At 54.4% G+C, this 15,412-nt stretch carries 15 protein-coding genes; 9 read left to right on the top strand and 6 right to left on the bottom strand.

Annotated features, from left to right (window positions below; translation table 11 throughout):
* Positions 1-118: 118 nt before the first annotated feature.
* On the top strand, positions 119-1,282 hold the full coding sequence (locus ACFQ88_RS28215; protein ID WP_239630846.1) for a S8 family peptidase: 1,164 nt from the start codon (positions 119-121) through the stop codon (positions 1,280-1,282).
* A 79-nt stretch (positions 1,283-1,361) separates the two neighbouring features.
* Here ACFQ88_RS28215 and ACFQ88_RS28210 read toward each other — a convergent pair whose 3' ends face one another.
* Together ACFQ88_RS28210 and ACFQ88_RS28205 are read right to left on the bottom strand one after the other, a co-directional pair.
* Positions 1,362-1,781 carry a YwiB family protein gene (locus ACFQ88_RS28210; protein ID WP_239630845.1) on the bottom strand — a complete coding sequence of 140 codons (420 nt, stop codon included), beginning with the start codon at positions 1,779-1,781 and terminating at the stop codon, positions 1,362-1,364.
* 85 nt (positions 1,782-1,866) lie between these two features.
* The gene (locus tag ACFQ88_RS28205; RefSeq protein ID WP_379459423.1) at positions 1,867-3,897 is read right to left on the bottom strand and encodes a beta-galactosidase; all 2,031 of its coding nucleotides are present in this window, start codon (positions 3,895-3,897) and stop codon (positions 1,867-1,869) included.
* Positions 3,898-4,075: 178 nt separating this feature from the next.
* Here ACFQ88_RS28205 and ACFQ88_RS28200 point away from each other — a divergent pair, with 178 nt between their 5' ends.
* A complete protein-coding gene (locus ACFQ88_RS28200) occupies positions 4,076-4,909 on the top strand; it encodes an AraC family transcriptional regulator (RefSeq protein ID WP_239630843.1) in 834 nt (277 codons plus the stop codon).
* A 153-nt stretch (positions 4,910-5,062) separates the two neighbouring features.
* The gene (locus ACFQ88_RS28195) at positions 5,063-5,893 is read left to right on the top strand and encodes a metallophosphoesterase (protein WP_379459421.1); all 831 of its coding nucleotides are present in this window, start codon (positions 5,063-5,065) and stop codon (positions 5,891-5,893) included.
* Between the two features lie 117 nt (positions 5,894-6,010).
* On the opposite strand, the gene ACFQ88_RS28190 is transcribed toward ACFQ88_RS28195, so the two are convergent.
* From ACFQ88_RS28190 to speE, 4 genes are all read right to left on the bottom strand, one after another.
* Positions 6,011-6,418: a hypothetical protein gene (locus ACFQ88_RS28190; protein WP_379459419.1), complete on the bottom strand. Its 408-nt coding sequence runs from the start codon at positions 6,416-6,418 to the stop codon at positions 6,011-6,013.
* A 39-nt stretch (positions 6,419-6,457) separates the two neighbouring features.
* A complete protein-coding gene (locus tag ACFQ88_RS28185) occupies positions 6,458-6,661 on the bottom strand; it encodes a helix-turn-helix transcriptional regulator (protein ID WP_239630840.1) in 204 nt (67 codons plus the stop codon).
* A 174-nt stretch (positions 6,662-6,835) separates the two neighbouring features.
* Positions 6,836-7,705: an agmatinase gene (gene speB, locus ACFQ88_RS28180; protein ID WP_239630839.1), complete on the bottom strand. Its 870-nt coding sequence runs from the start codon at positions 7,703-7,705 to the stop codon at positions 6,836-6,838.
* Between the two features lie 53 nt (positions 7,706-7,758).
* Positions 7,759-8,586 (bottom strand): polyamine aminopropyltransferase, encoded by an 828-nt coding sequence (gene speE / locus ACFQ88_RS28175; protein ID WP_239630838.1) that lies wholly within the window; start codon positions 8,584-8,586, stop codon positions 7,759-7,761.
* Between the two features lie 263 nt (positions 8,587-8,849).
* Here speE and ACFQ88_RS28170 point away from each other — a divergent pair, with 263 nt between their 5' ends.
* From ACFQ88_RS28170 to ACFQ88_RS28145, 6 genes are all read left to right on the top strand, one after another.
* The gene (locus ACFQ88_RS28170) at positions 8,850-10,907 is read left to right on the top strand and encodes a transglycosylase domain-containing protein (RefSeq protein WP_239630837.1); all 2,058 of its coding nucleotides are present in this window, start codon (positions 8,850-8,852) and stop codon (positions 10,905-10,907) included.
* Positions 10,908-11,268: 361 nt separating this feature from the next.
* Complete coding sequence (locus ACFQ88_RS28165; RefSeq protein ID WP_379459416.1) at positions 11,269-11,787, top strand: hypothetical protein; 519 nt, start codon at positions 11,269-11,271, stop codon at positions 11,785-11,787.
* Positions 11,788-12,000: 213 nt separating this feature from the next.
* Entirely contained in the window at positions 12,001-12,858 is an 858-nt protein-coding gene (locus ACFQ88_RS28160) for a MetQ/NlpA family ABC transporter substrate-binding protein (protein ID WP_239630835.1), read from the top strand.
* Positions 12,859-12,935: 77 nt separating this feature from the next.
* Positions 12,936-13,964, top strand: a complete 1,029-nt coding sequence (locus tag ACFQ88_RS28155) for a methionine ABC transporter ATP-binding protein (protein ID WP_379459413.1) — start codon at positions 12,936-12,938, stop codon at positions 13,962-13,964.
* Positions 13,954-14,616 carry a methionine ABC transporter permease gene (locus ACFQ88_RS28150; protein ID WP_379459411.1) on the top strand — a complete coding sequence of 221 codons (663 nt, stop codon included), beginning with the start codon at positions 13,954-13,956 and terminating at the stop codon, positions 14,614-14,616. The genes ACFQ88_RS28155 and ACFQ88_RS28150 overlap by 11 nt, the downstream gene beginning before the upstream one ends.
* 114 nt (positions 14,617-14,730) lie before the next feature.
* A complete protein-coding gene (locus ACFQ88_RS28145) occupies positions 14,731-15,402 on the top strand; it encodes a SanA/YdcF family protein (protein WP_379459409.1) in 672 nt (223 codons plus the stop codon).
* Positions 15,403-15,412 lie beyond the last annotated feature (10 nt).

Genomic DNA, 15,412 nt, shown 5'->3' with positions numbered 1-15,412 from the left:
CGGGTTCCGACCCAATTATTTTTATAAAGGTTATGTGCACATGCCGCAGGAAGTCCCTCTACATACGATAAAGAAACTGTTGACTACAGAGGCCGAAGTATGGGGGGGACGATCAGCCGTGAAACCATCCACATTCGTAAAATGGCTTCATAAAGCGATGAAGGGGTCGGAGAACGCCGACTGCAAGCACATCATCCGATTCACCGATTCAAAACAATATTCGGCATGCATTGAGCAAATCAAGCGCATGATGTCCACATGGACCGTTCTGCAGGATGTACAGCCCTTAGCCATCATCAACGCCATCTCCTGTACACTGCAAACTCCCGGCCTCCTCTCCGATGTTCCTTTTGTCCATTCCATTGAACCGGATACGCGAATGAGCGTTCATGCATCCAAAGCAGTCCAGGTCACCCAGCCGATCGGCGGTAAAGCATCCAGAGAGAAGACGCCGAACATTCCTTGGGGGATCAAACATATCCGTGCGCCGCAAGTATGGAGCAAATCGAAAGGAGACCGCATTCATATCGGCGTTATCGACACCGGAGCGGATTATTCGCATCCCGACTTGCGCCATTGCCTGTCCTACGGCATCAATCTGCTGAACCGGTTTCTGCTCCCGAGCGACGACAACGGTCACGGCACGCATATTGCAGGAACGATAGCCGCATCCAGCCGGCAGCGCGGAATCATCGGAGTAGCCCCGCAAGCGATGATCCACCCGGTCAAAGCGTTCGACCACCAAGGCAGCGCCTTTGTGTCCGATATTATTAGCGGCATTGACTGGTGCGTCAAAAATCAGTTTCATATTATCAACATGAGCTTCGGAATGAAAACATACAGCAAAGCGCTGGAATCGGCCGTCCGTAACGCTTTTGACTCAGGTGTCATCGTCGTGGCTTCGTCAGGTAACGAAGGCAACAAAGCAGGCATCGATTACCCGGCCCGGCTGCCCCAGGTCATAGCCGTGGGAGCGACGACACGCCGCGGATACATTGCTCCCTTCAGTAATACGAGCAGAAAAATCGACATCTACGCTCCCGGCGAAAAAGTGTATTCGACATGGCTGCGCGGCAAATATAACGAGCTGAGCGGCACCTCGATGGCGACATCGCACGTAACCGGCGTCATCGCGCTTATGCTGGCACGGAAGCCGGGGTTAAAGCCGATGCAGGTGAAAGCCATCATCCAAAAAAATGCCCGCCTGATTATGAAAGCAAGCAAATCGGGCATGGGAATCAAAGAAATTCATGCCTTGAGGGCGGTCGGCGCTGTCAAATAACGCCTATCGGCTCTACGGGTGCAAGCCCATACGAAAAACCGCCTGGAACCTTAAGTCCCAGGCGGTTTCTTTTTTGGAATTAGGAGGACGCGGCGGGCAGCTCCGCAATCGTCAACCGAAGGCGGAACTCTCCCGTCTTCTCTCCCGCAACAAGCAGATCGTAGGTCCAGTCTACGATGCCCAACCCGTCTATCAGCTCGGACGTTATCGAGCGGGTCATTGTCTGCAGCTGCAAAACCCCCTGCGGGGTTTCGTATGAGCCGCTGCATTCCCGGCCAGTGGCAAATACAAGCTCAGACCGGACGGTCCCGCTTCGAACGAGCCGGATCCGGTCCTGCTCGAGCTTGATGGTCGTGACGGTGCCCTTCATCTCCGGGTCCGCCTCGTCATACCGCACATAATAATGGTCGCCCTTCCGGTACAAGTCTCCCGCCGCATTCTGGCGGATACGCTGTCCGTCGGCGAAGCTTTCGATACTTACGTGCACCGGTTTCTTCATGCTCCGCACCTCCTGTTACTCGCTACAGTGTACCGAACGGAGCGGGCAATTTCAATCCCCGGGTATGGATAAGCAGATCGGCCGATTATCCTTGGCGCTGCAAAATGACGACACCGTTAGCCGCAAGCTCCAACGAGCCGTTGAAGCTGGAGCCGCTCAGCAGATCGGTGTACGCGCCCTCCGGCAGCGTAAGCTGCGCCGCTGCGGCGTTGTGATTGAGCGCGAATACATAGCGCTCTCCGTCCGCCGCCCGGCGTACGGTAAGCTCTACGCCCTCCGGCGCCTGCAGCGGCGCCTGCAGCTCCAAATCGGCCAAGATGCGGCCGATCAGGCTCTTCGTAAATGCGGCTTCCGCTTGAGTGCCGACATAGTACGCTTTGCCTTCACCGAACACATGTTCCGTCACGGCCGGAGATCCGGCGAAGAAGTCGGAGGTGAAGCTCGCAAGCGATCTCGCTCCCTCCAGCTTGATCAAATCCGCCCACAGGTTGCAGCTGTATTGTCCATCCGCCTCGCCAAGACCTTCGACGGCGATGCCGTTCGTCTGTCCCGGAAGCATCGGGTCGAACTCCTCGACGCAAATGCCGAGCACCTTGCGCAGCGGCGCCGGGTAGCCGCCTAGATGCAGACGGTCGTTCTCGTCGACGATTCCGCTGAAGAACGTCGTGAGCAGAGTGCCTCCGCCCTGCACGAACGATTCCAGGTTGGCTTGAACGCCCGGGGCCACCATGTACAGCGCCGGAGCGAGCACCAGCTTATAGCCGCTCAGATCGGCGTCAGGCTGTACGAAGTCTACGCCAACGTTATGCTCGAACAGCGCTTTGTAATACTGCTTTACCTGCTCGAGGTAAAGGACGTCGCGGCTCGGCTTGGAATCGAGCTCGAGCGCCCACCAGTTGTGCCAATCGAAGACGATGGCCACTTGTGCTTCTACGCGCGATTCGATCAGCGCATCCAGCCGCTGAAGCTCCAGCCCGAGCTGCTCCACCTCGCGGTAGACGCGGCTGTTCTCGTCGCCGGTGTGCGTCACCATCGCGCCGTGGAACTTCTCGGCGCCGGCCTTGGATTGGCGCCACTGGAAGAACATGACGCCGTCGCCGCCGTGCGCGACCGTCTGGTAGCTCCACAAACGCATAACGCCCGGGCGTTTCAGCGGGTTTTGCTGGCGCCAGTTCACCTGGCTCGTGACCTGCTCCATCAAAATAAACGGCTGGCCGCCCTTCAAGCCGCGCATCAAATCATGCTGCATGGCAGCGAATACCGGAATGCCGCCCGTCGGCTCCGGATAGCTGTCCCATGTAATAACATCCATGTGCTTGGCCCATTCGAACTGGTCGAGCGGCTTGTGCGCGCCCATCAGGTTCGTCATGATAGGAAGCTCCGGCGTGATCTCCCTCAAGATGCGATACTCGCCCAAATAAGCGTCGAGCAGGCTGTCGGACATAAAGCGCATATAATCGAGCTGCTGGCCCGGGTTGGCATATGTCGGGGTTTTGCCCGGCAGGCCGATCTCTTCCCATTCGTAATACTTCTGGCTCCAGAAGTTCGTGCCCCAGCGCGCGTTCAGCTCGTCCAGCGTGCCGTAGCGCTTTTGCAGCCAATTGCGGAACTCCAGCGTACACTCGTCGCAGAAGCAGCGCGAAATATGGCACGCATATTCATTGTTGATATGCCACATGGCCAGCGCCGGGTGGTCCTTGTACCGCTCCGCCAGCATGCGGACGAGCCGCTGCCCGTAAAGGCGGAACGCCTTGCTGTTCGGGCAATAGTGCTGGCGCGAGCCCTGCGCATAGCGCGCCCCGTTCTCGTCCACCGGGAGCGATTCCGGATGCAATCTTGCGAGCCATGCCGGCGGCGAAGCGGTGGCCGTGGCCAAGTCGGCCATAATGCCGTTCTCGGCAAGCAAGTCCATCAGCCGGTCCATCCAGGCGAAATCGTACTTATCCGGCCCGGGCTGCAGTGCCGCCCAGCTGAAGATGCCGATGCTGACGATATTGACGCCCGCCTTTTTCATCAGGCGCATGTCGTCCTTCCATACTTCCTCCGGCCATTGCTCCGGATTATAGTCTCCACCGTAGAACAGATGAGGCAGCTTTACATTTTTGGAAATAGCCATGACCATTCATCCTCCCCAATTCGCAAATAGGTTATAAAATAAAGCAGTGGAACAACCTCAAATACGATCATATGCATAGGATACGATCTTCCGGAGTATGATTTCAATCGGATCATTTTCTTGTTAATATAACAATATTCACATCTAACTTTCACAGCAGGAAAAGGCGGTGCGCGCAATGGACTACAATGTATTCGGGATCATGACGGAGACCGATTTGAAGCTGCCGGTTTATGTAACCAATGCTGGCGGCTGGCGCAACCAGGAGCCGATGCATCGGGAAAGGGGCTTCCCGGACTACCAATGGATCCAGACGATCAGCGGCTCCGGGCAGCTGGAGGTCGGGGGCAAGCCGTACACCGTCAGCAAAGGTCAGGGCATGTTCCTGCTTCCTAACGAAAAGCACGGCTATGCCCCGGTCAAAGAGCCTTGGACCGTCAAGTGGGTGACCTTCAACGGGGCTCACATGGCGGAGCTTCTCGCATCGATGCATTTTGACGCTTCGGCCGTACTGTACCTGACCAATCCCGACATCACGTTGAATAAAATTAACGACATCGTATCGCTGCTGCAAACGGAGGACCCGCTGCGCGGCGCCGAGTGCTCGGCGCTCGGCTACCAGCTGCTGCTCGACCTATTCCTGTACGCATCCCGCTCCGAGGTCCGCTCCAAGAAGCAGCATGCGGAGCAGCTGGCTCCGGCATTCCACTTCATCGAGGAGCATTACGACCAAGCCATCAGCCTCCAGCAGCTGGCCGACCGGCTCGGCGTGACGCCTCAGCATACGTGCCTGCTGTTCCAGCAAGCGCTCGGCATTCGGCCGTTCGCCTACTTGACGCGCTACCGGCTGCGCAAGGCCAAGGAACTGCTGCTGCAGGAGCCTGCTATGGAAATCAAGGACATCGCCCGCAAAGTCGGCTATGAGGACAGCAGCTATTTCATCAAGCTGTTCAAAAAGCAGGAAGGCGTCACCCCAAGCAGCTTCCGTAAAATCCATCGGCTGCCGACTTAGCGCAACTAATCCAGCGCCGGCAGCGTCTATTAATGGTGAATGATCCCAATTCTTTAAATTCATTTAATTCATTTATTTCCATGATGAGATGCATGGCAACCGCCGGAGTGTGAAGCAAAACCAATGACATCGAACTTATCCAGACGGTCTTTTATGAAAAAAATGATTTATGGTGTCGCCGGCCTCGCCTTAGCTCCTGCAGCCGGCTACATGTACTCGCGTTACGCCGAGCCCGGATGGCTGAGAACAACCGAAGTCACCATTACGCTCAAGCGGCTTCCCCCTTCGTTCGACGGAATGCGCATCGTCCAATTCAGCGACGTTCACCTAGGCTTTCATTACACGTCAGAGCAATTGGCCGGGCTGGCCGGCCGTATTCAGGCGCTGAACCCGGATTTGATCTGCTTTACCGGCGATCTGTACGACTCTGCCGTCGGCAGCGACGCAATTCCAACCGTCGAGGTATTGTCCCGGCTTCACGCACCGCTCGGCAAAGGCGCCGTTCTCGGTAACCACGACTACTACGGGAAAGAGTCGGAGAAAATCATCTCCATTTTGACCGACGGCGGCTTCTCGGTGCTCATGAACCGGTCCGTCCCTCTGCAACGGGGACAGGAGCGCATATGGCTGGGCGGCGTCGACGATATGTGGGACGGCAGGCCCGATCTGCCCCGCACGTTACAGAACGTGCCGGAGAATGAGTGCGTCATCCTGCTCGCACATTGTCCCGACTACGCTGATTTGGCGCTCAAGCGGTCCGTCGATTTGCAGCTGTCGGGACACAGCCATGGCGGCCAGGTCCGGCTGCCCTTATTCGGCCCGGTAGTCCTGCCCGCCTACGGCCGCAAATACGTTGCCGGACATTATGTTCTCGGCGGCGGTAAGCTGCAGGTCTACACGAACCGCGGCATCGGCGTATCCGTCTACCCGGTCCGCTTCAACTGCCGGCCCGAGCTCACGGTGCTGACGCTGCGGCGTGGGTAGGCTGCGGACCGCATACAACTTTTTTATGTGCAAGCGACAGCCCATTTTCTATCTAACAGCAAAGCCGCCCATAGGAAGTATCCTTCCATGAGCGGCTTCGTCATACCCTCGGCCGATTTATTTGTACCGTCTCGCGAGGAAAAATTCTACGACCGGCTGAAGCACGAGCGACAAGCATAAGGCGAAAAACAACGTTACATTCCCGAGGTCGTCCTTGCGCACAAAGACGATCCGGTCAACAATCCAGAGCAGAAACAAAGCAACGACCATCATGTAGTAGCTGATATTGGCGCTTTTCGCACTGATTTGCCGCCCCATCTCATCCCTTTGCGCTTTGGAGTCGAGCCCCCACGTGATCAGCTGCATGAGAGCCATCAGCAAGATCGGGATCGAAATCAAATCACTAGTCGTTACCGGCTCCCCCGTGCTGTATTTCGTCCATGTCCGTATCCCCATATAAATCAGAAACGCTCCGATTACGACTCCAAGTATCCATTTCCATCTTGTTAATTGTGCAGTCTTCATTAGCTGATTCCCCCTGTAGTAAAATTCACTGCGATTTTGCTATGGCCGGCTTCCTTGAAACACAAACAGCTCATCGACCGTAACGCTTAATATTTGAGCCATCTGAAAAGCTAACACAAGGCTCGGATCGTACTTGTTATTTTCAATGGCGTTAATCGTCTGACGCGAGACACCGCAAGCCTGAGCCAAATCCTCTTGCGATAAACCCTTGAACTTCCGCAGCTCCTTGATCCGGTTTTCCATTTCGTTACCTCACATATGTCAAATATGTTTTACATTTTTAATTTACCATGGTCCTATAATAATGTCAAACATGTTTTACATTTTCCAAGGCACATAAAAAAAGACAGCCCTTCCTGCCAAGCAGAAAAGGCTGTCCTTCTATTTTCGTTACATGCTGTTACGCCAGCGGTTCCGTTATTTCACCAAGCCAAGCAAAATTTCGCGAATCAGCTTCGCAGCTACGATTTGCGTTTGCTCCGTCGGATCGTACGCCGGGGCTACTTCAACTACGTCGGCGCCTACGATATTCAAGTTCGCCGCCGCCATCGCGTGGATCGCTCCCAGCAATTCCTTGGACGTAATGCCGCCCGCTTCCGCCGTACCGGTACCCGGTGCGCAGGACGGATCGAGCACGTCGATGTCGATCGTCAAATAAACCGGACGTCCAGCCAGCTCCGGAAGCACCTTTTTCAAAGGCTCCAGCACTTCGAACGGATGGAAATTGATGTTCTCCCGCGCATACTGGAACTCCTCGCGGGAGCCCGAGCGGATGCCGAACTGGTAAATGTTGCGGCCGCCCATCAATTCCGCCGCTTTGCGGAGCGGAGTCGAGTGGGACAAAGGCTCGCCTTCATAGTTCTCGCGCAGATCCGCATGAGCGTCGAAATGAACGATCGCCAGATCCGGGTATTTCGCGTACACTTCGCGGAATATCGGCCAAGAGACGAGGTGCTCGCCGCCCAAGCCGATAGGCACCTTGCCGTCGTTCAGCAGGCCGCGGACGTACTCGCCGATAATTTCCAGACTGCGAGCCGCGTTGCCGAACGGCAGCAGCAGGTCGCCTGCGTCGAAGTACGTAATATCTTCGAGACTTTTATCCAAATAAGGGCTGTACTCTTCCAAGCCGATCGATACTTCGCGAATGCGGGGAGGGCCGAAACGGGAGCCCGGACGGAAGCTGACGGTAAAGTCCATCGGCATGCCGTAAATCACCGCGCGGGAAGCCTCGTAGTTGTCGGAGCTCAATATAAACACGTTGCCGGAATATTTTTGATCCAAACGCATGAGTTACACTTCCTTAACTTATTGGAGTTGAGGTCGGGAATCCGTGTCTTGCTTTATTTGCACAGATCTTCCACGAATTTAGGCAGCGCGAACGCCGCTTTGTGCAAACGCGGAGAATAGTATTTCGTATCGATTTCCGGAATTTTCGTTTCATCGACTTGCAGCGGATCGTACTTTTTGCTGCCCATAGTAAACGTCCACAAGCCGCTTGGATACGTAGGGATATTAGCGCAATATACGCGAACGATAGGGAAAATCTCTTTCACGTCGCGGTTTACGGTCTGGATCAGGTCCGCCTTGAACCACGGGTTGTCCGTTTGCGCTACGAAAATGCCGTCGTCTTTCAACGCTTCGAAAATACCTTGATAGAAGCCGCGGGAAAACAGCTCTACAGCCGGCCCAACCGGCTCCGTGGAATCGACCATAATGACGTCGTATGTATTTTTATGGTCATGAATGTGCATGTAGCCGTCGTTCACGATCACTTGGACGCGAGGGTTGTCCAGCTCGCCTGCGATGGAAGGAAGGTACTGCTTCGAATATTCGATAACCTTACCGTCGATTTCGACAAGAACCGCCTTCTCCACTTCAGGGTGCTTCAATACTTCACGGATAACGCCGCCGTCGCCGCCGCCTACAACGAGGACATGCTTCGGATTCGGATGCGTGTACAGCGCAGGATGAGCTACCATTTCGTGATAAACGAACTCGTCCTTCACCGTCGTCATAACCATGCCGTCCAACACAAGCATAGTTCCAAATTCTTCCGTTTCGATCATTGCAAGATCTTGAAAATCGGTTTTTTCCGTAACGTAAGTCTTGCTGATTTTAGCCGTAATGCCGAATTTCTCGGTTTGTTTCTCCGTGTACCATAATTCCATTATAATCACCCTTCTTTCTTAATATTGCCGGACTATATTTAACGTTATCAACGGGCCGGTTCTAATCCATCATCTATTGCTGGTTTTGCATCAAATTGTATTATAGTGTATCCACCTGAAAATGCAAATACAATCGGCCCCAAAATCGCCGCCTTCAAAAAAAATTAACCTCCGGCTGGCTTTTCCGTGAATAGCCCTTTCTATGTTTTTCCATAATGGTTAATAGGAAGCTGTGACTTCTTACTTCTACTATGAAAGGATGGATGAACGTGTCCGACGCAAAAAAACGCAAGCAGGCGGAGCAGGACGACTTCCGCTGGCTGCGCAAGCTGAGATCAGCGGCCTCTCTCACCTTTTCTTCCATTTTACTAAGCGCCGCCGTCATCTTTGTCCTGCTCTTATATATGCGTTCCCAAGCTCTTCCCGTTTCCAAAATGGGACCTGCGACGGAGATGTACGATATTCACGGGGAAGTTATCGAAACGCTGAACGGCGGCAAACATATGGAGCCGGTTCCGTTAGAGGACATATCGCCGGATTTGATCCGCGCCACGCTGGCCATCGAGGACCGCAACTTCTACAATCACTACGGCTTCGACATCCGGGGCATCGCCCGGGCGGCCATAGTCAATTTGCAGCATATGGCCAAGGTGCAGGGCGCCGGCACGATTACGCAGCAGCTCGCCCGCAATCTATACTTGTCGCATGAGCGCACGTGGACGAGAAAGCTGAAGGAAACGTATTATGCGGTGCAAATGGAGCTGCATATGACGAAGGATCAAATATTGGAGCAATATTTGAACCAGATTTATTACGGCCATTCCACATACGGCATTCAGGCCGCCTCGAAGCTGTTCTTCGGGAAGGACGCCAAGGATTTGACGCTGGGCGAAAGCGCCATGCTCGCCGGCATTCCGAAAGGACCCCGGTATTACTCGCCCTACTATGATATGAAAAACGCCAAGGACCGCCAGGAGACGATCCTGCAAACGATGGCCAGCTCCGGCATCATTACGCAAAAGCAGGCCGATCAGGCGGCCGCAGAGAAGCTGACGATCCTGCCGCTGGAGCCGAAGAAGCCGGCCATTGCAGGCTATTTCCGCGAATATGTCCGCACGGTGGCGACCGAACAGCTGGGCATTGACGAGGACCAATTCGATGACGGCGCGTTGAAGGTGTACACGACGCTGGATATGAATGCACAGCGAGTTGCCGAGGAGACGGTATCCTCCGAGCTGGAACGATACCCGGATATGCAGGCCGCTCTGGTCGCCATCGACCCCCGCAACGGCTACGTGAAGGCGATGGTTGGCGGCCGCAATTACGGCGAGAACCAGTACAACCGTGCCTTGGCCAATACGCGCCAGCCCGGCTCCTCGTTCAAGCCGATCGTCTATTTGACGGCGCTGCAGCAGAAGCAATACACGCCGGTAACCCGGTTCAAGAGCGAGCCGACGACGTTCACCTACGACAACGGAAGACTCAATTATACGCCGAGCAATTTCGATAACAAATATTTCGATTGGATCGATCTGCGGCAGGCGATTGCGAAGTCGGACAATATTTTTGCCGTCCATACGATTCTCGACGTCGGTCCCGATAATGTCATCGCCATGGCCCGCAAAATGGGTATCACTAGCGCGATGAAGCCTCTTCCATCGCTCGCGCTGGGCACCTTCCCCGTGAGCCCGATGGAGATGGCGTCCGCCTTCGGCATCTTCGCCAACCAGGGCGTACGGGTAGAGCCAACAACCATCGTGCGCATCGAGGATCAGCGCGGACGGGTGCTGTACCAGGCGAATCCGGCGCAAGAGGCGGTCGTCGATCCGGCCTATACCTACGTGATGACGCAGCTCATGGAGAGCGTCTTCGATACCGGCGGCACCGGCAGCCGGGTATCGGGATCGCTCAAGCGGCCGGTCGCCGGCAAAACGGGAACGACGAACACGGACGCCTGGCTCGTCGGCTATACGCCGGAGCTGTCGACGGCCGTCTGGGTCGGCTACGACAAGGACCGGACGATCAACTCGGTCGAGTCCCATCTGGCCGCTCCGATCTTCGCCGAGTTTACGGAGCGTGCGCTCGAATCGGTGCCGCCGAAGCTGTTCCCGATCCCGGACGGCGTCGCCAATGTCTATATCGACCCCGCCAGCGGGAAGCTCGCTAACGACGAATGCCCGAATTCCCGGCTGGAGGCGTTCGTGCAAGGAACGGAGCCGACCGAATACTGCACCGGGCAGAAGAAAGACGAAGCCAAGCCGGCGAAGCCGAAGGGCAACGGCACTTGGTGGCAGGATTTAAAACGCTGGTGGAACGATTAACGGCTGGTGAGCAGTTAGTCCATTGTTAATATTGATTGAGCAGCATACAGCAGGATCATTGCCTTGACTTAAACAAGCAATTCTCCTGCTTCGAATCGAGCTTGCGGTAACAGGCGCTTTCGAATCCACGGTTTGTAGTGAGGAAGCGTCTGTTTTCATGCTCATTTCAACGTTTGACGAAAAAGCCGTTAAGCTTCCGTCTGGCGGCATCACTTGCTAATATTTTGCATGTTACCGCCAGGTCCCCCTTCCTTACGATATGGATTTCTCAACCTATCCCATCCCAGGATGATATACTGGGGAAAACGCGGTAAGCTGATGCCATCCCGGCTATCTGCGCCCTCTGAAGGAGGCTCTTGTCTTGAACGTATCTCTATCGTCCGCACAGCGCGTTGCAGCCCTTCTGGAAGCGAAGGGCATCCATTACGCATCCGGCGGCAGCGGCCTGCTGTACAGCCTCGGCCTGGTCAGCCATGTACGCGACTGGGACCTGACGACCGACGTCCCTCTCGAAGCGGTGACGGCCGCCTTGCAGGATATCCCGTATGCCTTCGTCCCGAGCGGAGACTACCCGTTCGCCAGTGCGTACCGCTTATCGGTGCAAGACGATGCGCTTCCGCTCGATATCATCGGCGGATTCGCTATCCATAGCGAGCACGGGATATGCCGCCTGCCCTCCCATTCCCCCTTTATCTGGGAGAACATCCGCATGGGCAGCCCGGAAGTATGGGCGGTCGCCTATGGTTTGATGAACCGGACGGAGAAGTCGCAGCTGCTGTTCGCCTACCTTCAGGAGAAGGGCGCAAGCCGGAACATCGTCGAACGGATGCTTGAAGAACCGCTTCCCGAGCCCCTCCGCTGCCAATTGCAGGAGCTATAAAAAGAATAAAGCGCTCGCTTCCCCACCGTAAACCCGGCAATGCTGCCGGGTTCTTTCTTTACTCATGCCGCCTCCTCAACTTCCTTTATTTCCCTGGAATAGCAAAATACTTTTACAAAAAAATATTGACTAATGGTCAATACCATGTTAATTTAATCCTTGCAAATTAGTCGGAATTACATTTTTCTTACATTGGGACAAGGAGTGACATGAATGATAAAAAAATCAATAATCCCGTTGCTGCTGGCATTCACGCTTGTATTCGTACTGGCGGGCTGCGGTCAGAAGCCGGCTCAAACCCCGGACGCTTCCTCGGGCTCCGCTAATACAACCGCGCCAAGCGGCTCCGAAAAAGCCAAACTCAAGGTGGGCATTGCCGCAGGAGTTGAGGAAGAAATCTGGAAGAAGGTTAAGGAAGTTGCCGCTAAGGATAATCTCGACATTGAGATCGTCACGTTCAACGACTACGTGCAGCCGAACAAGGTGCTGGCCGACGGCCAACTGGATGCGAATGCGTTCCAGCACGAGCCTTACCTGAATCAATTCAAAGCGGATAACAAGCTCGATCTGGTGAAGCTGACGAATACGTTGAATTTCCCTATCGGCTTATACTCGAAGAAAATCAAAAACGTCTCCGAGCTGAAAGAAGGAGATACGCTTGGACTTCCGAACGATCCGACGAACGGTGCAAGAGCGCTGATTTTGTTCGAGCGTGCCGGGCTGATTAAACTGAAGGAAGGCGTCGGCGTCAAAGCAACGGTTCGAGACATTGTCGACAATCCGAAGAAGCTGCAGTTCAAGGAACTGGAAGCTCCTTTCATTCCTAAAGCGCTGGGCGACTTGACCGCCGCTGTCATCAACACGAATTATGCGGTGGATAACGGCCTCGTGCCGACCAAGGACGCTATCTTCGTAGAACCGAAGGATTCTCCGTGGGTGAACATCATAGCCGTAAGAACCGCCGACAAGGACAAACCTGTATTCCAAAGATTGATCAAGGCTTATCATTCCGACGAAGTGAAGAAGCTCGTAGAAGAAAAATACGGAACGTACATCGTTCCATCCTGGTAATTTCAAAGCTCAGGTCTCTTTCTGAAGAAAGGGACCTTTTCCATTGACTCATTTTTATAAGACAGGAGGTCCCTGCCATGATTCAAATTGAGCACGTATACAAAACGTATGAGCAGGAAGGCAGAAAGGTTGAAGCCGTAAAGGACGCCAATCTGCATGTGCAAAAGGGTGAAATCTTCGGCGTCATCGGCTATAGCGGCGCAGGGAAAAGCTCGCTCATCCGCTGCATTAACTTTTTGGAGAGGCCCACTTCGGGATCGATCCGCATTAAAGGCGTCGACCTTGCCACATTGAACGATCCAGCGCTCCGGGCGGCGAGAAGAAATATCGGCATGATTTTTCAAAACTTCAACTTGTTAACCTCGAGCACCGTGTATCAGAATGTAGCCGCCCCCCTGCAGCTGGCCAAAGCTCCGAAAGCGCAAATCGACAGCAAGGTCATGTCGCTGCTCGAGCTGGTAGGACTGAAGGACAAGGCGCAAGCTTACCCTTCCCAGCTGTCGGGCGGTCAAAAGCAGCGCGTAGCCATCGCCAGAGCCTTGGCGAACGATCCGGAAATTTTACTGTGCGATGAAGCGACCTCCGCTCTGGACCCGCAAACGACGGATTCGATTCTCGATCTGCTGCTGGACATTAACCGCAAGTACAACATCACCATTGTGCTGATTACCCACGAAATGCATGTCATCAAAAAAATATGCGACCGGGTGGCTGTCATGGAAAACGGGATCATTGTAGAGCAAGGTACGGTACTGGACTTGTTCTCGAACCCGCAAACCGCGACGACGAAAAATTTTATCAAGAACGTATTCGACGCCGACCTCCCTCCCGTGCTGCAAAGTAAATTCAAGGAAGAGCAAGCGCCGGGCCATATTATCCGGGTCTATTTTATCGGAGATTCCGTGACGGAGCCTGTTATCGCCGAGCTTACCGAGCGATTCTCCTTGAAGCCGAGTATTTTGTACGGCAATATTACCCAAATCAAGGATACGATCTTCGGTGGACTGCTCCTGAAAATATTGGGAGAGCCCGAGGCCATCCATGAAGGCATCGCGTTCCTGCAAAGCCAAGGGTTGAAGGTCGAGGTGCTGGATTATGTTAAATAACCTGCTGGACAAATCGGATCTGTACTGGAAATCGATCGTCGAGACTGCTACGATGGTCGGCTATTCGCTCGTCATCTCGGTTATTATCGGGCTGGTGCTCGGGGTTTTGCTGGTCATCCTAAGACCGAACCACATTTACGAGAACAAAGCCGTCTATCATGTGCTGAACATCGTCATTAATGTAGTCCGTTCCATTCCTTTCATCATTATCATGGTAGCGATTATCCCGTTAACGAAGCTGTTGGTAGGCACGACGATCGGCGTGAAGGGAGCCATCGTCCCGCTCGTGTTCTATACCGCCCCTTATATCGCCCGTCTGATGGAAACCGCCCTGCTGGAGGTCGATCCGGGCATCATCGAAGCGTATCAGGCTATGGGCGCATCCCGGAAGCAGATCGTGTTCAAGGTGCTTCTGAAGGAAGCCCGGCCCGGCATTATTCTCGGACTGACCATTGCTACCATCGGTCTGGTCGGCGCATCCGCCATGGCCGGTATTATGGGAGCCGGAGGGCTCGGCGACGTCGCCATCCGATACGGCTACCAGCGTTGGGAGCCCGATGTCATGTATACGAGCGTCATTCTGCTCATTATCATCGTTCAGGGCATTCAGTCCATCGGGAACGCGTTGTCCAAATCGCTGCGCAAAAAATAAATATTAGCCAAAAAAGCCGCCTAATTGCCCGCAAAGCAACTTTTAGGCGGTTTCTTGCGTTCAATATGGATAGAATAGGAAAATCATTCATTTTGATAAGGCAGGGCTAACGTCATGAAGCAAATGAGAAGGCCGATCACTCTAATCCTGGTTGTAACCATATCTTTACTGTGCTTGTTCGGAATGAACGCCATTGTGAAAACGGCCGCATCCCCTTATATCCTCAGTGTAGAAGACGCTCCTCAGGCCGATGCGATTCTGGTTCTCGGAGCCAGGGTATATGCCGACGGATCGGTATCCAAAATATTAAACGACCGGCTGGAGGTCGCTTTGGAGCTGAACCGCGCAAGCAAGTCGGACAAGTTCATCGTCAGCGGCGATCACGGCCAAATCGATTACGACGAGGTCAATACGATGCGCCGCTTCCTGCAGGAGCGGAACGTGGAGCCGCAGCATATTTTCATGGACCACGCCGGGTTCAGCACTTACGAGAGCATGTACCGGGCAAGGGATATTTTCCAGGCACAAAAGGTGCTTATCGTTACGCAGGAATACCACCTGCTGCGGGCCGTCTACACCGCCCGGCAGCTCGGGCTGGACGCATATGGCGTAGCGTCGGACAAGCAGCTGTACCAAGGCATGCCGCGTTACGAGCTCAGGGAGCTGCTGGCGCGGGCCAAAGATTTCATCTTCGTCCATTTGCTTAAGCCCGAGCCGACGTATTTGGGCGAGCCTATCCCGGTCAGCGGCGATGGCAGGGTGACGTTCGACCGCCTCGATCCTTAATACGGACTGC

The organism is Paenibacillus sp. NPDC056579 (assembly GCF_042793215.1).
Classification (GTDB): Bacteria; Bacillota; Bacilli; order Paenibacillales; family NBRC-103111; genus Paenibacillus_S.
The sequence above is the reverse complement of the archived record's forward strand: the minus strand, read 5'-3'. Positions and strand labels throughout refer to the sequence as shown.

What these genes read in the sequence shown, in the direction of transcription:
- ACFQ88_RS28210 (WP_239630845.1), bottom strand. Translation starts at nt 1,781, where the DNA reads ATGAAGAAACCGGTGCACGTAAGTATCGAAAGCTTCGCCGACGGACAG.
- ACFQ88_RS28205 (WP_379459423.1), bottom strand. Translation starts at nt 3,897, where the DNA reads ATGGCTATTTCCAAAAATGTAAAGCTGCCTCATCTGTTCTACGGTGGA.
- ACFQ88_RS28200 (WP_239630843.1), top strand. Translation starts at nt 4,076, where the DNA reads ATGGACTACAATGTATTCGGGATCATGACGGAGACCGATTTGAAGCTG.
- ACFQ88_RS28195 (WP_379459421.1), top strand. Translation starts at nt 5,063, where the DNA reads ATGAAAAAAATGATTTATGGTGTCGCCGGCCTCGCCTTAGCTCCTGCA.
- ACFQ88_RS28190 (WP_379459419.1), bottom strand. Translation starts at nt 6,418, where the DNA reads ATGAAGACTGCACAATTAACAAGATGGAAATGGATACTTGGAGTCGTA.
- ACFQ88_RS28185 (WP_239630840.1), bottom strand. Translation starts at nt 6,661, where the DNA reads ATGGAAAACCGGATCAAGGAGCTGCGGAAGTTCAAGGGTTTATCGCAA.
- speB (WP_239630839.1), bottom strand. Translation starts at nt 7,705, where the DNA reads ATGCGTTTGGATCAAAAATATTCCGGCAACGTGTTTATATTGAGCTCC.
- speE (WP_239630838.1), bottom strand. Translation starts at nt 8,586, where the DNA reads ATGGAATTATGGTACACGGAGAAACAAACCGAGAAATTCGGCATTACG.
- ACFQ88_RS28170 (WP_239630837.1), top strand. Translation starts at nt 8,850, where the DNA reads ATGAACGTGTCCGACGCAAAAAAACGCAAGCAGGCGGAGCAGGACGAC.
- ACFQ88_RS28160 (WP_239630835.1), top strand. Translation starts at nt 12,001, where the DNA reads ATGATAAAAAAATCAATAATCCCGTTGCTGCTGGCATTCACGCTTGTA.
- ACFQ88_RS28155 (WP_379459413.1), top strand. Translation starts at nt 12,936, where the DNA reads ATGATTCAAATTGAGCACGTATACAAAACGTATGAGCAGGAAGGCAGA.
- ACFQ88_RS28150 (WP_379459411.1), top strand. Translation starts at nt 13,954, where the DNA reads ATGTTAAATAACCTGCTGGACAAATCGGATCTGTACTGGAAATCGATC.
- ACFQ88_RS28145 (WP_379459409.1), top strand. Translation starts at nt 14,731, where the DNA reads ATGAAGCAAATGAGAAGGCCGATCACTCTAATCCTGGTTGTAACCATA.